The organism is Ruegeria sp. CDSC052, from assembly GCF_059610685.1.
In genome coordinates this window covers 155,540-170,157 of the sequence record NZ_JBXWOB010000008.1, presented here as the reverse complement: position 1 = coordinate 170,157, position 14,618 = coordinate 155,540, and the positions used below count along the sequence as shown (strand labels likewise).

Sequence of the window (14,618 nt, the reverse complement as noted above, 5' to 3'; positions counted from 1 at the left end):
ATACCCCTGAAACTCACGGGTATGAATCACGCAGGCGGGATGACGGCAACCAAATTAATAGGTCCAGAACCTAAGCCGGGGCAAACTGTCCACGCAGCCAAGCTTTGAACAGGTCGACATCGATATGCGAAACGTTCAAATGTCGGGCCGCTACCTCGAAGCTGCGTAACCAACTATGCGTATTGGGTTTGATCTAATCTAGAGACAAATAATTTTTGTGGTAGATAGCCTGTTTTATCATTTTCACTTGCGGCTCAGGTCGCGATACAAGTTTTTGAATTGTCTCAAATCCGAACAGGGAATCTGGACTTGATCAAACCAGACGTCTCATCGACGAAAGTCAGGATTGCCGCATTCGTGGCCAATCCGGCGCTTGGCTTCGACTTTGTGGCAAACGCGGCCGGTCCTGGCGTTATTGCAGGTTCCAACGTCGTTCATCAGACAAAGGGGTCGGTGGCACCTTGTTCTCGGGAATCGCTTATCGACCGCTCACCTAGCGGATCTGTTTGTTTGGATTTTTCGTACACTCGGAAGGAATAGAAGATGAAAGTAGGGTTCATTGGACTTGGTAATGTCGGCGGAAAGCTTTCAGGCAGCCTTTTGCGGAACGGAATCGACCTGACGGTTCTTGATCTAAACCGCGACTTGATGGAAGCGGCGGCGGACAAGGGTGCCAAGTTGGCGGAAAATGCCGCAGCATTGATGCGTGATTGCGATGTCGTCATCACCTGCCTACCCTCGCCTGCCGCATCGGACGCTGTCTTGCAGGAGATGCTGCCAGAGGTGAAAGAAGGCAAGATCTGGCTGGAGATGTCTACCACTGACCAAGCCGAAGCCGAACGCCTTGGCGGTATCGTCATCGCCGCCGGTGGTGCCGCAGTCGATTGCCCGGTATCTGGCGGTTGCCACCGCGCCGACACTGGTAATATCTCGATATTTGCGGGCTGTGACCGCTCAACGTTCGAGCGAGTTCTGCCGTTGCTGAAGACAATGGGACGGCGTATCCTGCATACCGGTGAGCTTGGCAGCGCCTCGATGCTCAAGGTACTTACCAATTATCTGGCCACCGTCCATCTGGTCGCCAATGCCGAAGCGTTGGTGACGGCGAAGGCTGCAGGTATGGACCTGAACACAGCCTACGAGGCGATCAAAATTTCGTCCGGTAACAGCTTTTCCCATGTTACCGAAAGCCAGGTAATCCTGAACGGTTCGCGCGATATCTCATTCACCATGGATCTGGTGAAAAAAGATGTGGGCCTGTTCCAGAGTATTGCCGAACGAAACAATGTGCCGCTGGAAGTTTCACCCTTGATTTGCCAGATTTTTGACGACGGCATTGCACGCTATGGCGATCGCGAGCTATCGCCCAACATTATCCGCCGGTTAGAGGACGCCACCGGTCTTTCCATCCTTGCCCCCGGCTTCCCTGCGGAAATGGCGGATGACGAACCAGAAGAGCCTGGATACGAGGTGATCCCGCAGGGTTCGTCGCGCGTCTCTGCCGGCAGCTAGAGCCCGTTTCAGCAGCCACGAGCAAGTTGAGGGCAGGTATCATACCTGCCCCGACGGCCAATGCTCAGAGGCTCAGAGGCTCAATGCCCTTTGAACGGCGTCGCACCAGCTTACTCGGCCTCGAATTGCGGGACGGTATGATGCAATGCGCAAAACAAAAAATCCGAGGATGAGGCGGATATACGATAGGGACGAAGGTCCGACAGGGCCGTATTGACACTGGGTGAGGGCGTCGGATGTGGACTGCCGACCGCCCAAAAACTCATTTCCTAACACGCCCTCTCTGTGATCCCGACACGCGCCTCTGTTCTTACCCGTCGAGCATAGCGAGAACAGCGTCACGATCGGACAGAACCAGCAACAAAGCGATATCATCCGGTTGTAGCTTTTCAAGTATCATTGATGCGGCTTGTGTGGGCGAAGCGGCTCTGAGTATTTGTTCTGCACCATACCCATGTTCCAACGCTGTCTTTTCGATCAGATCAGAAATTTCCCCCGAATCGCGGCCTCTTAGATATCCTTCCAGCTCGGTTGCGACGACCACGTTAGGTTGGAAATTCAGCGCAGTCGCGGTTACGTCCCGGATATCCTGATCCGATCTGTCCCCCGCATGGCTGAGCATGATGAAACGCCGTTTTGCTGGCAAGCTCGACAGCGCATCGCAAACGGCGGAAATCGAATGCGGGTTATGTGCAAAATCCACAAAGACCCGTGCCCCGTTGTATCGGAACTCGTTGCAACGGCCTGGATTATCCTTGGCGTCTGGTTTGAACCCGGCCAATCCATCCCGAGCCGCCTGAACGGGCAAGTCCAGCGCCAAAGCCAGGCACAAGGCCGCTAGCGCGTTCAGGATATTGTATTTCGCAGCGCCGCCCATGGTCAGGGGAACATCGGAAACTGCAATCACCACCTGTTCCGCCGCACCGTCGAAAAACACGATATCACCCTGCCGCACATAGGCGCAGCACCTGTCTGCATCGCGCGCCTGGCGGATCAGGTCGTTCTGCGCGTCCAGCGAAAACCACCAGATATTCGCCGAGGTATTCTCTGCCTCGGCACGGACAAAGTCATCATCGGCATTCAGGACCAGCACGCCCCCTTTGGCCAATGTTCGATGTACGGCGAATTTGGCCTGGGCCAGTTCCGGCACCGTGTTGACCCCATATTGGCCCAGATGGTCGTTGGCCACATTGGTGACAGCCGCCGCCGTGGCGGCGCGGGTCGGCAGACCCCGGCGCAGGATGCCCCCACGGGCGACTTCAAGGCAGGCAACCTCCAGCCTTTTATCGCGCAGCAACATCCGCCCGCCGCCGGGGCCCGAGTAATCGCCACGGTCCAGTATATCATCGCCCACGCGGACAAACTCGGTCGAGGTTAGCCCGGCGACCTTGCCCGAAGCGCGCGCGATAGCCTCAAGCAGCCGGGTCGTAGTGGTCTTGCCGTTGGTTCCAGTGATGAACGCGACCGGGATATCATGCAGCGCAGACCAGTCCACCTCACCCGGGGTGGGCAGCCCATCAACAGGCCAAGTCTGACTGCCTGCACCATGCCCGATCGACACCTCGTCATCATCGCAAAGGATATCCACGCCATGCGCCTCAGCCGCGGCAATCAAGGCGATCAGTGCGGGATTGGCTTCCATTTCCATGACGCCTTTGACATCCGCAACCATCTGATCGAAATCTCCGGGCTCGGATGCCAGCAGTTCTGCAGCACAGAAATGCCAGGCGGTTTGCGCTGCGAATATCCCGGAATAGAGCTGATCCATCGGTGCCGAGATCGCCAGATTGACGCCGCCCGTAAAGGTACGGTGGATCAGACCCTGCCCCTGCCAGCCCAGTGCGTCCAGAACCCGGCGCGCATGCTTCTCCCACAAGTCGGTGATCTGCGTCGCGTCGATATCAGTGAAGAAAACATCCATCACAGCGCCGGGTCGGTTCCATAGCAGGCCCGGCCCGGTCAGACGCCGGGCGTCATCCACCTGAATATGGTCAACGGTCGCGCTTTCTATTGTCAGCGCGGTCTCAAGCTCTTCGATCCGGTCCATTCCGGTGCCTCCGCTCAATCCGCGTCTTCGCTGATTTCACGGGCCAGACGCACGCCACGCTCATCCCGGATCAGGTTCTGGTCGCCTTCGAACATATCTTCGAACGAGGTTTCGGCGGGGGCTGCCACAGGTGCGACCTCGGGTTCTTCGCCATCAGAATTGAAATAGATGATCTGTTTCCAGCAGCGCGTTGTGTCATCACCAAAGATCACCAACAGATCGCCCTGTCCGGCCTGCACCAACGCGGCACTGACCGCTTCAACCTCGTCGGGGATGACCGTGATGGCTGCGGCATCCACGCCGTTGTCGATCAGGGCTTGACGCATCATCTGCGGCACCTCGTCATGCCCGCGTCCGCGACGGCGGTCATCTGCCTTGCAGATGAAATGATCAAAATGTCCGGCCAGGGCGGCGGCCCCATCGACAATATCTTCGTCGCGCCGGTCGCCAGGCATCGCTACCACGCACAGCCTGCGGCCCTTGATCTCTAACTGATCGGCCAGCGCCGCCATCGCTTTCAGCGCGGCGGGGTTATGGCCATAATCGAGGATCACCTTGAAGGGATGTTCGTCATAGACATTCATCCGTCCAGGTGCCTGAAAATAGCTGGTGTCGAAGGTGCGCAGCCCATGACGGATATTATCTAGGTCCACGCCGAAACTATAGGCCATCGCGGCGGCGAACATCGCATTCTGGACGTTGAAAATTGCCTTGCCTTCCAACGTCGCCGGGATCAGATGCGACCACAGAACCGGGATATGAAGCCCGTTGTCATAGATGGTCAGCATGTCACCATTCATGCCTTTTTCAAGCACGATAGCCTTGCCGCCGGCCTTGATATGTTCCTTGACCAGACTGTGCGCTGGATTGGTCGTGACATAGAAAATCTGATCCGCTTGAGCGTAGTCGGCCATTTTCAGACAGTTGATGTCATCGGCATTCAGCACTGCAGTATCCACAGCGCTTTCAACCACCACGCGCTTGACAACGGCCAGCTCCTCGACCGTGTTTATGCCGCCGAGACCCAGATGATCGGCCGAGACATTCAGACACGCCGCCACGTTCGACCGCTGATAGCCCAGACCGGACCGCACAAGCCCGCCGCGTGCGGTTTCCATCACCGCAAAATCGACCGCCGGATCACGCAGGACGATCTGTGCGGATTTCGGTCCCGTCATGTCGCCCTTGACGCTTAGTTTACCGTCCACATAGACACCATCGGTCGAGGTCATGCCAACGGTCTTGCTGCTGGTTTTCATAATATGCCCCAGCATCCGCGAGGTCGTCGTCTTGCCGTTGGTGCCTGTGATCGCCGCAATCGGGATGCGGGTTTCTTCGGTGGCTGGGAACAACATGTCGATCACCCTGCCCGCCACGTCGCGGGGCTGACCTTCGGACGGCGCCACGTGCATCCGAAAGCCCGGGGCGGCGTTCACCTCGACGATAGCTCCGCCAATATCCTTGTAGGATTTGGTGATGTCGTCGATCAGAAAATCCACACCTCCCACATCCAATCCAACCGCCATTATGGCGCGTTCGGCCATGTCACGATTGTCAGGATGCACCACATCCGTCAGATCAATCGCTGTCCCCCCCGTCGAAAGATTTGCCGTTGAACGGAGATAGAATATCTCGCCTTCCGGCAGCACGGTTTCTTCGGTCACGCGCGCATTCTCCATCAAGCGTTTGGCCTGATTGTCGATTTCCAGCATTGTCAGCACTTTCTCGTGCCCGATGCCACGGCGTGGATCCTGGTTCACGATGTCAACCAGTTCGGCAATCGTGTGTGTGCCGTCTCCAACGACATGTCCGGGGACACGCTTGGCCACCGCAACCAGTTTGTTGTTCACAACCAACATTCGGTGGTCAAAACCGGTGATGAAGCTTTCCACCAGAATGGCCCTGCTGCGAGAATGTTCCTTGGCTTCGGCAAAACCGGCCTCGACCTCGGACTCCGAATTCAGATTGATCGAAACACCGCGTCCATGATTGGCGTCAAGCGGCTTGACGACGACAGGAAACCCGATACGCCCAGCTGCTTTTGCCGCCTCGCGTGCCGAATAGACCATGCGCTGCTGTGGTACCGGCAGGCCCAGATCGTTCAGCAGATTGTGGGTATCTTCCTTGTCGCAGGAAATCTCGACCGAGATATGTTTGGTCTCAGAAGTGATGGTAGCCTGGATGCGTTTCTGATACTTCCCGTGTCCGAACTGCACCAGCGAGCCAGAGTTCAGCCTGATCCACGGAATGTCCCGCTCTTGTGCCGCCTTGACCAACGAGCCGGTCGAGGGGCCAAATTCTTTACGCTGCGCCCGCAGCACAAAGCTGCGTAACTCATCATCCCAGTTGAAATCCGGATCAAAATCGTAATCCACCTGGTCCTTGAGGGAGTGTGGCAACAGATGCATTAGCAGACGCATCGCCAGCTTGCCCGCATCCAGTCCGACATCGCGCTGGCGGTATTCATAGACCATGTTGTACTGGCCGGGTTCGCCAGTGCCGCGCGTTCGGCCAAAAGTCACATCCGTACCGGCTACGTTTTGAACCTCGATAGCGCAATGTTCCAGCACATGACCCAGCCATGTGCCCTCATCTTCGCGCAGGCGGCGGATGAACCCGCCGGGTTCGCGATAGGAACAGCCATGTTCTGCCAAACCGGGAAGTGCCGCGACCAGAGCGTCGATAAATTCCGAACCAATTTTTGCCGAAGGCCATTCTTCCAGAATACCCAGATCGATAACGTGGCGAATAACCGGAAAACTTGCCCAAACATTCGGGCCGACAAAGACGTTGGTCGAAATTATTTTCATGAGGCACCCTGTTGGTTAGTTTTTATTTTCCCCCGCCGGCGCCCTCGTCCCCGGACAGGTCCGGCAATGTACAGAACGCCATATGCTCATCCGGCGGAAACGCCTGGCGAGCCGTCAGATCATAACGGCACCCTTCGCCCAGAACGTCAAGCCGAAGTCCCAGAAGGCTCAACGCCTCTCCGCGGCGGGCATCCCACATCGATGAATGCGTCAGATGGCTGGCATCCACCACAGTGACCGTTCCGCTGCCCACTACCTCAAGGACGTTATCGGGCCCAATGAAGGCCGCCGTGTCTTCGTCAACGCCCAACCCGATCAGGAAAGGGTTGAAAGATGAGGCGGTTAACAGGCGCCCCAGGCGGTTACGCTGCGTGAAATGCTGGTCAATGATGACTGCATTGGTCAAACCCATGCCCGGGGCCAGAGTGATATTGCCTTCGGCTGGGGCGGAATTGCTGCTGCCGCCTGCAACCATATGCTCGGACATGACCGACGCCCCGGCTGAGGTTCCCGCAATCGGTATCCCCGCCGCATTCCGGCGCCGGATTTTCTGAGCAACAAGCGTGCCACCCAGAATCGCCGACAAGCGCAGCTGGTTCCCGCCGGTCATGAATATCCCGGTGGCGCGGTCCAACATCTCGGCATAGTCGGGATTGTCGCAATCGGCGCGACGCGAGATGGGCAGGAACTCAACCTGACCCGCTCCAAGCTCAGAGAAAATGCGGTTATAATCCGGCCCTGTTTCTTCCAGCATCGAGGCTGTCGGGATCACGACAATATCGGCATCGCCGCCGCCGGACAGCTCCACGAATTTGCGGTGAATCTGCATTTCCTTGACGCGGTCTTCGCCACCGCCGATCGGGATGATGAACCCGCGCGGGGTCTCTGCATCAATGGGTGCAGGGCACATATCTTAACTACCTTCCGGAGCTATAGCGGGCAGCCACCGGGGACCGCGCGGACGTTCAAATCTGTTCATACATGCCGCGCCGGGCTATCTGGCCATCGCGGACATGCCATTCCCCCCGGGCCATCACATGCCGCACAGCGGTGTTTTCGTCAAGAACCACCAGATCGGCGTCCATACCTACGTTCAAACGGCCTTTTCGGTGCAGCTTGAGCAGATCGGCGACATTTGACGTTAGCGGGGCCAGCGCATCTGACAGGGGCATTCCTTTGTCGGTCAGCTCGCGCAGCGTTTCTGGCAGAGTGTCGGACAACCCCACACCAAACCGTGTCAGATTGCCCTCACGGTCAAAGGTCGGCAGGCAGCCACCCCCGTCAGAGCTGATGGTGAACCGGTCCGCGCGGCCACCTTGATCGCGGAATTGGATATAGGCCTCGGCGGCTGAAATGCCCGGCTCGATGTGTTCGCAGGGGAACGCGGTGGCGTCGATGTAACATCCGTGCCGCGCCAACGCGACGGCCTGTTCAAACAGGGGTTTGTTGCGATTGACATGGGTCGGGTTGAAGACGCGTGCGGGAATTTCGCAGGTCGCAATAGCCTGCCCCAACATCGACAGACCCCTGTCGCCGTCGCCCATATGGCAATGCACGATCCCTGCCTTGCCGGTCATCAGGCCCGCGACATGCGCCTCACTTGCTATCCGCAGAAACTCGTCCATTGTCGGTTGGCTTGACCGGTGATCACTGATCGCCAGTTCCCCAACACCGATAACCGGATCAAGGAATACGATATCACCCCGGGCGGAACCGGTCAGGGTGGTCAGAGGGACGTGATAGCCACCAGTGTGACACCAAGCCGAAAGCCCCTCCTCCCGCAGCCCATAGGCCTGCTGCACCAACGTCTGCGTGTTGCGGGTCAGATCGTCCGTCCCCAATACCCCCACAACCGACGTGACCCCGGCACGGGTGAACGAGGACAGGACCATCGGCGGCACCCGGCTGGCTGGCCCGGTTTCACCGCCACCACCCGTGATATGCGCATGTCCGTCGATCAAACCCGGAACAACCGATGCACCTTCGACGTCAACGACTTCAGCCTGAAGCGGATCCGGCAGTTCGGGTTGAGTGCTACCGAGGTAAATAATGCGTTCACCCGCGGTGAGAATATGGCCTAAACCAACAGGCTCAGGCGTATAGAGCCGCGCATTCTTGATCAGTTTCAACACGTTTCATACCCGTCAGTAAGAGCAAAGACATCCTTTCTTGCACTGAAAGTCAGCAGAAGAACCATCCCTTAATTCGGAGAAAGCGTAAATGTCGGGCGCAGGCCTTAAAGGCAAAATCTTAGGAGCGCTGAGGTAAAGCTGGGCATTTGCGCAATTCGCCGCGCCAGTCGCTTTCGGATCGGAACAACCGTAAGAAGCGAATGTAGTGGACGCCGTGAAACCTTTGTTGACAGCCGCCTCACTGAGAAAAGGCCCGCCGAAATGGTGGGCCTTTCTATTTTCACGTTCAGCTCTTTTTGCCGACATTTTCTTCGAATGAGACTTCAAAAGCCGCCTGCTTTTCAGGACTGGCTTCGGTCTGATACTTGGCTTTCCATTCGCTCATGGTCATCCCGTAAAAGATCTGGCGGGCTTCGTCCTTGTCCATCTCAATGCCCTGTTCATTGGCCGCTTCCTGATACCAGCGCGACAGGCAGTTGCGGCAAAATCCGGCCAGGTTCATCATGTCGATGTTCTGAACATCGGTCCTGTCTTCCATCAGGTGCTGCTGCAACCTGCGGAATGCGGCGGCCTGAAGTTCGGTTTCAGTTTTCTGGTCCATGTTCTCGCTCCGGATGCTTGCCCAATATGTTCAAGATGACCTAACAACCAAAGCGGGCCGTTTCAATCATCAGCAACACCTCAGTGCGCTAGGCCAGTTTCAACGCCAGCCAGGGCACGATGGAAAAGATAAGCACCAGAATTTTGTAATTGGCCAGATACCTGAAATACGCACGTTTCACATCCGCGCGGTCCATTTGGAACATCCGACTATGGATGCCAGCCGCCCAATCCTGCATCAGCACGACCATCAGGGTCGAAAATAGTAACACAGCAAGGTTGATCACCGCCATCCAGCCGAAAACAGATGTCAAAAGCTCTTGCGTCATGATCGCCTCCTTTCGCCTGATATATGGGGTTTCGGGCGTGGTCGCTCAATGGTGCGCAGGCTCTCAGCCACCAAAAGTCACAATTCGCTTTGCGAAAGGGCGTCTTCCAGGACAATTCCCAGACGTTCGGCCCACGCGCGCTGCCCCGCGTGGTCGGCGATCAGGTCATTGCGCAGTTCGATTAACGCATTAGGGCGGCCAAAGGCAGTGCAATGCTTGTCGATCGCATCGCCCGGCAGAACGCCAGTATAGGGTTCATTGACGCCAACACATAGGTCCTTTTCAGCCTGCAACCGGTGGATCAGTGGGCGCGAAAAACGCTCATCCGGAGTGTGCAGCACACCGACATGCCAGGGACGCGGTTCGCGTCCACGCAACTGCCGGGTGAAGGAATGCATCGACACGATCACCGCATGGGGCAGTGCGGCCAGCTCAGCCAATGCCCTATGGTAAGGGCGGTAACACATGTTCAGACGCCGCTCGCGCTCATCCGCATCGGCGTTACGGTTGCCGGGAATGATTGACCCATCATACAGTTTCATCACAAGAGTCGGGTCGTCCTCGCCTCGGTTCGGATCGATCACAAGGCGCGAGAAATTCGCCGCGATCACAGGCGCGTTCAGAATTTCACCCAGATGTTTCGATACTTCATAGGCGCCCACGTCATAGGCAATGTGGCGCTCCATATCCTCACGCGGCAAGCCAAGATCCCCACCATTGATTCCCGGTGGAACAGTATTGGTCGCGTGGTCACATGTGATCAGCCAGCGGGAAGGGCGATCCGCGCCATGGATAAAAAACGGAGAATACGTCATAAGCCTGTCATGTTGTTTCCGGCAGGTTTAGGACAGTTGCTTCGGAAAGGGAATTGCGCAATAAGCGGGCAGAGTCGATGTTTGCGGTAACATTCGCGCAAATTCAGGACATGATTTGAGGAGAACAAGGTCAATGCGACGCCTGAGAAATGTGAAAATCGTGGCGACGCTGGGGCCGGCGTCCAATGACTATGACACCATTCGCGCATTGCACGAAGCTGGAGCCGACGTATTTCGCCTGAACATGAGCCATGGCAGCCATGACGAAATCCGCGAGCGGCACCGGATCATCCGTCAGGTCGAAAAGGATCTGGACAGCCCTATCGCCATTCTTGCAGATCTGCAGGGGCCAAAGCTGCGTGTCGGCGTATTTGCCAATGATGCGGAAGAGCTGATCGAGGGCGCCGTGTTTCGGTTGGATCTGGATCCGGCCCCGGGCGACGCAGGCCGCGTATGCCTGCCCCATCCCGAGATTTTTGCTGCGCTGGAACCCGGTGCGCGCCTCTTGGTCAATGATGGCAAAATTCGCCTGATCGTACAGGATTGCGGCCAGGATCATGCGAATTGTACCGTCGAGGTTGGCGGGACAATTTCGAACCGAAAGGGCGTGAACGTGCCGGATGTCGTGCTGCCCTTGGCCGCGTTGTCCGCCAAGGATCGTGGTGATCTGGAATTCGTCTGCCAGCTGGGTGTGGATTGGTTGGCGCTGAGTTTCGTTCAGCGGGCCAAGGATGTTTTTGAGGCTCGGGCACTGGCCGATGGGCGCGCCTCGATCCTGTCCAAGATTGAAAAGCCTGCTGCGGTTGAAGCGTTTGACGACATCCTCGATGCCTCTGACGGCATTATGGTTGCGCGCGGAGATCTGGGCGTGGAGCTGCCGGTTTCCGCGGTGCCTCCGATCCAGAAACGTCTGGTCCGCCGGTGCCGTAGCGCCGCCAAGCCGGTGATTGTGGCCACACAGATGCTGGAAAGCATGATCGAAAGCCCGATGCCCACGCGCGCCGAGGTTTCAGATGTGGCAACCGCAATCTACGAAGGCACGGATGCCATTATGCTGAGTGCGGAATCTGCCGCTGGCTCATATCCGATCGAGGCCGTGCAGACCATGAACAAGGTCGCCATCGAGGTCGAAGCCGACCCCACTTATGATCAGATTATCGCAGCATCGCGCACGGCGAAAGGGACTACCGTGGCCGACGGCATCGTCGCCGCCGCTCGTGAAATTGCCGAGAAAACGGATATCAAGGCCATCTGTTGTTTCACTCAAAGCGGCACAACTGCGCTGTTGACCGCGCGCGAACGCCCCGGAGTTCCGATCATTGCAATGACCCCGGCAAAGGGAACGGCCCGTCGGTTATGCCTGAGCTGGGGCTGCCATTGCGTAATGACGCCCGAGCTTGAGCGTTTCAAAGGGGCGGTCGTGAGCGCCGCCCGTGCTGCTCGTTCTGGTGGATTTGCAACTGACACGGATCAGATCGTTGTCACCGCTGGTGTTCCGTTCAACGTGCCCGGCACGACCAATATCCTGCGGATCGCGCCTTGCGACGAAAGGCTGATCTATAACACGGATCCTGGCTGATCAGGCGGGTATGACATTCTGCCCGACCGGTTCCTTGACGATTTCCATCACGGTAAAGGAACTGGTCTGGTGAATGCCCGGAAGCTTATTGATCTTTTCCCCCAGGGTCTGGCGGAAATGGGCGATGTCGCGTGTGCGAACGGTTAACAGATAATCAAACGACCCCGCCACCATCAGGCAGCTTTCGATTTCGGTTACATCGCGCACGGCATCGTTGAATTTATCCAATGAGTTCTCAGACGTTGCAGCCAGGGAAACCTGCACAACCGTCATATGCCCGAGACCCAACCGCTCCTTGTCCAGAACGGCGCTGTATCCGGTGATATAGCCGGTTCTTTCCAGTCGTTTTACACGCTCTGAGCACGGGGTGTTGGTCAGGTTTACCCGCATGGCAAGCTCGACGATTGGCAGGCGGCCATTGGCTTCCAATTCCTGCAGGATGCGTTGATCGATCTTGTCCAATTCTCTGTCCATTAGGTAAATTCCCTGTAATTTTGGCGCATAATGGGATAATTTACTGAGAATAGACCAAAAATAATACCATTTCCTAGTGATTTTTCCTGATACTGACTTGAGGGCAGTCTACAATAAATGCTCCAAGTTCCGGCTGCCCTGCCGGGGGCACGGGCCCCGGTCAAATGAACAATAAATGGAGGAACGAGATGACAACAAAAATTGTCATAGGACTGGACGGGACAGAATCCGGAGAACGTGCCATCGCCTTCGCCAAAGATTTGGCTGAAAGAATTGGTTCATGCGAGCTTCTGGTTGCATATGTCATTGAATGGTCGCCCTACACTTTTCAGACACCTGAAGAAAACGCAAAGCGGCACATGCGGCGTGAGGAGGAGATTGAACTAGCAACGACACGGGTGGTGGCACCCGCCGTCGACGCCCTGAAGGCCGCGGGTTTCGCCGCGACCGGAGTGGTGCGCCACGGAGATGTGGCTGAAACGCTGAATGCCATCACGGTAGACAGCAAGGCCGTACAGATTGTCGTTGGACGCTCGTCCGCGGATGGCCTCAAAAAGCGTATCTTCGGCAGCTCAACGCAAAACCTTGTAATGCATGCCGATGTACCGGTCACGGTCGTGAATTGAGGGAGGCACAGGAATGAAAACACTATCTCAACTGGGATTGGCAGCCGCCACCCTGATGGCCAGCCCCGTCGCCGCGCAAGAGGCGCCCGGGTTGGACGAAAAGATCAATCAGGCTTTTGCTGATATCACTGGGCCATTCGTTAGCTTCATATTCGCACCAATTCCCGGGACAGGATTTCCCTGGATCGTGATGTGGTTGGTTATCGCGGCGTCGGTCTTTACTCTGTACTTTGCTTTTGTGCAGATGCGCTTTTTCGGCCACGCGATAAGTCTGGTCAAAGGCGACTATTCCGATCCCAACGATGCTGGTGAGGTTAGCCACTTTCAGGCATTGGCCACTGCCCTGTCGGGCACGGTCGGGCTTGGCAATATCGCAGGCGTTGCCGTTGCTGTTGGCATTGGTGGCCCCGGGGCGACCTTCTGGATGATCCTGGCTGGTCTTCTGGGCATGGCGTCAAAATTCACCGAATGTACACTTGGCGTAAAGTATCGCAACGAATACGAAGACGGCAGCGTCTCGGGCGGCCCGATGTACTATATGTCCAAGGGTTTTGACGAGCTTGGCCTGCCCGGAGGTAAGATCCTGGCGGTTGTGTTCTCGATCTTCTGTATTCTTGGAGCGCTGGGCGGGGGCAACATGTTCCAGGCCAATCAGGCGCATCAGCAGATTGCAGGCATCGTCGGGAATTACCCGGGTTGGATCACCGGTGTGGTCTTTGCGGTTGTCGTGTTCATGGTGATCGTCGGTGGACTTAAATCCATCGCGCGAGTGACTGAAAAAGTTGTGCCCTTTATGGGCGTGATGTATGTCGCGGCGGCTCTGGTCATCATCGTCATGAATGCGGATATGATCGGTTGGGCCTTTGGTCAGATCTTTGCCGGTGCGTTTACCGGTCTTGGTGTGGCCGGCGGAATGGTCGGTGCTCTGATCCAGGGCTTCAAACGGGCCGCGTTCTCGAACGAGGCCGGCGTTGGGTCTGCTGCGATTGCCCACTCGGCGGTGCGCACAAAGGAGCCGATCACAGAAGGCTTTGTTTCGCTGCTTGAGCCGTTCATCGATACGGTCGTGATCTGTACCATGACCGCGCTGGTGATCATCATCACACAGCAGCTGATCATCGACCCCGAGACCGGCAACTATATGTTGAACGAAGCAGGAAGCGCTATTGCGACCGTTGACGGCAACTCGGGCGTCAGCCTGACCTCTGCCGCCTTTGGCAGCGCGTTCAGCTGGTTCCCCTATGTTCTGGCGATTGCGGTGATCCTGTTTGCTTTCTCGACTATGATCAGCTGGTCCTACTATGGCCTGAAGGCCTGGACCTATCTGTTCGGTGAGGGGCACACCAAAGAGCTGGTGTTCAAGATCATCTTCTGCGTCTTCGTGGTGATCGGTGCTGCGGCCAACCTCGGCCCGGTTATCGACTTCTCGGATGCGGCGATCTTTGCGATGGCGGTTGTGAACGTCTTTGCGCTCTACTTCCTGATGAAGATCGTTCGTCAGGAACTGGCATCGTATAGTGAAAGACTGAAAAGCGGTGAGATCCGCAAATACGGTCACTAAATAGACCACCGGGGCGGCCTGCGTCGCCCCGGTGCCTGACTGGGCTGCTAAAATTGCAGATTCAGCCAAAACCCCCTTGCCAGTATGGTCGAACTTGCGTAAACGGCGCTTCTGATCGCGTGACCGGCCGAGA

12 protein-coding genes are annotated in these 14,618 nt (G+C 56.9%); 4 read left to right on the top strand and 8 right to left on the bottom strand.

Translation table 11 applies throughout. The features are described 5' to 3' along the window. The first annotated feature begins 543 nt into the window (after window positions 1–543). Complete coding sequence (locus AC2FIM_RS14340) at window positions 544–1,512, top strand: NAD(P)-dependent oxidoreductase (protein WP_271950101.1); 969 nt, start codon at window positions 544–546, stop codon at window positions 1,510–1,512. 310 nt (window positions 1,513–1,822) lie between these two features. Here AC2FIM_RS14340 and AC2FIM_RS14335 read toward each other — a convergent pair whose 3' ends face one another. The 7 genes from AC2FIM_RS14335 to AC2FIM_RS14305 form a co-directional block, all read right to left on the bottom strand. Beyond that, window positions 1,823–3,559 (bottom strand): Mur ligase family protein, encoded by a 1,737-nt coding sequence (locus AC2FIM_RS14335; RefSeq protein WP_271950099.1) that lies wholly within the window; start codon window positions 3,557–3,559, stop codon window positions 1,823–1,825. Between the two features lie 14 nt (window positions 3,560–3,573). Then, window positions 3,574–6,369 (bottom strand): cyanophycin synthetase, encoded by a 2,796-nt coding sequence (gene cphA / locus AC2FIM_RS14330; RefSeq protein WP_271950097.1) that lies wholly within the window; start codon window positions 6,367–6,369, stop codon window positions 3,574–3,576. A gap of 22 nt (window positions 6,370–6,391) precedes the next feature. Next, the gene (locus tag AC2FIM_RS14325) at window positions 6,392–7,279 is read right to left on the bottom strand and encodes a cyanophycinase (protein ID WP_142637921.1); all 888 of its coding nucleotides are present in this window, start codon (window positions 7,277–7,279) and stop codon (window positions 6,392–6,394) included. A gap of 55 nt (window positions 7,280–7,334) precedes the next feature. Beyond that, window positions 7,335–8,501, bottom strand: a complete 1,167-nt coding sequence (gene iadA, locus AC2FIM_RS14320) for a beta-aspartyl-peptidase (RefSeq protein ID WP_496708164.1) — start codon at window positions 8,499–8,501, stop codon at window positions 7,335–7,337. 286 nt (window positions 8,502–8,787) lie between these two features. Then, window positions 8,788–9,102 carry a DUF1244 domain-containing protein gene (locus AC2FIM_RS14315; RefSeq protein ID WP_142637917.1) on the bottom strand — a complete coding sequence of 105 codons (315 nt, stop codon included), beginning with the start codon at window positions 9,100–9,102 and terminating at the stop codon, window positions 8,788–8,790. A gap of 88 nt (window positions 9,103–9,190) precedes the next feature. Continuing rightward, entirely contained in the window at window positions 9,191–9,430 is a 240-nt protein-coding gene (locus AC2FIM_RS14310; protein WP_142637915.1) for a DUF6868 family protein, read from the bottom strand. A gap of 77 nt (window positions 9,431–9,507) precedes the next feature. Beyond that, window positions 9,508–10,245, bottom strand: a complete 738-nt coding sequence (locus AC2FIM_RS14305) for an N-formylglutamate amidohydrolase (protein WP_142637913.1) — start codon at window positions 10,243–10,245, stop codon at window positions 9,508–9,510. Window positions 10,246–10,378: 133 nt separating this feature from the next. Between AC2FIM_RS14305 and pyk the strand changes: the two genes are divergently transcribed. Next, window positions 10,379–11,824 carry a pyruvate kinase gene (gene pyk, locus AC2FIM_RS14300; RefSeq protein WP_142637911.1) on the top strand — a complete coding sequence of 482 codons (1,446 nt, stop codon included), beginning with the start codon at window positions 10,379–10,381 and terminating at the stop codon, window positions 11,822–11,824. Here pyk and AC2FIM_RS14295 read toward each other — a convergent pair whose 3' ends face one another. Beyond that, window positions 11,825–12,298 (bottom strand): Lrp/AsnC family transcriptional regulator, encoded by a 474-nt coding sequence (locus AC2FIM_RS14295; RefSeq protein WP_271950091.1) that lies wholly within the window; start codon window positions 12,296–12,298, stop codon window positions 11,825–11,827. It lies immediately after the preceding gene. A gap of 188 nt (window positions 12,299–12,486) precedes the next feature. Between AC2FIM_RS14295 and AC2FIM_RS14290 the strand changes: the two genes are divergently transcribed. Both AC2FIM_RS14290 and AC2FIM_RS14285 read left to right on the top strand, forming a co-directional pair. Then, a complete protein-coding gene (locus AC2FIM_RS14290; protein ID WP_142637907.1) occupies window positions 12,487–12,924 on the top strand; it encodes a universal stress protein in 438 nt (145 codons plus the stop codon). Between the two features lie 13 nt (window positions 12,925–12,937). After that, complete coding sequence (locus tag AC2FIM_RS14285; protein ID WP_271950089.1) at window positions 12,938–14,485, top strand: alanine/glycine:cation symporter family protein; 1,548 nt, start codon at window positions 12,938–12,940, stop codon at window positions 14,483–14,485. Window positions 14,486–14,618 lie beyond the last annotated feature (133 nt).

Coding starts and splice junctions, on each gene's coding strand:
- AC2FIM_RS14340 (WP_271950101.1), top strand. CDS start 544: ATGAAAGTAGGGTTCATTGGACTTGGTAATGTCGGCGGAAAGCTTTCA.
- AC2FIM_RS14335 (WP_271950099.1), bottom strand. CDS start 3,559: ATGGACCGGATCGAAGAGCTTGAGACCGCGCTGACAATAGAAAGCGCG.
- cphA (WP_271950097.1), bottom strand. CDS start 6,369: ATGAAAATAATTTCGACCAACGTCTTTGTCGGCCCGAATGTTTGGGCA.
- AC2FIM_RS14325 (WP_142637921.1), bottom strand. CDS start 7,279: ATGTGCCCTGCACCCATTGATGCAGAGACCCCGCGCGGGTTCATCATC.
- AC2FIM_RS14315 (WP_142637917.1), bottom strand. CDS start 9,102: ATGGACCAGAAAACTGAAACCGAACTTCAGGCCGCCGCATTCCGCAGG.
- AC2FIM_RS14310 (WP_142637915.1), bottom strand. CDS start 9,430: ATGACGCAAGAGCTTTTGACATCTGTTTTCGGCTGGATGGCGGTGATC.
- AC2FIM_RS14305 (WP_142637913.1), bottom strand. CDS start 10,245: ATGACGTATTCTCCGTTTTTTATCCATGGCGCGGATCGCCCTTCCCGC.
- pyk (WP_142637911.1), top strand. CDS start 10,379: ATGCGACGCCTGAGAAATGTGAAAATCGTGGCGACGCTGGGGCCGGCG.
- AC2FIM_RS14295 (WP_271950091.1), bottom strand. CDS start 12,298: ATGGACAGAGAATTGGACAAGATCGATCAACGCATCCTGCAGGAATTG.
- AC2FIM_RS14290 (WP_142637907.1), top strand. CDS start 12,487: ATGACAACAAAAATTGTCATAGGACTGGACGGGACAGAATCCGGAGAA.
- AC2FIM_RS14285 (WP_271950089.1), top strand. CDS start 12,938: ATGAAAACACTATCTCAACTGGGATTGGCAGCCGCCACCCTGATGGCC.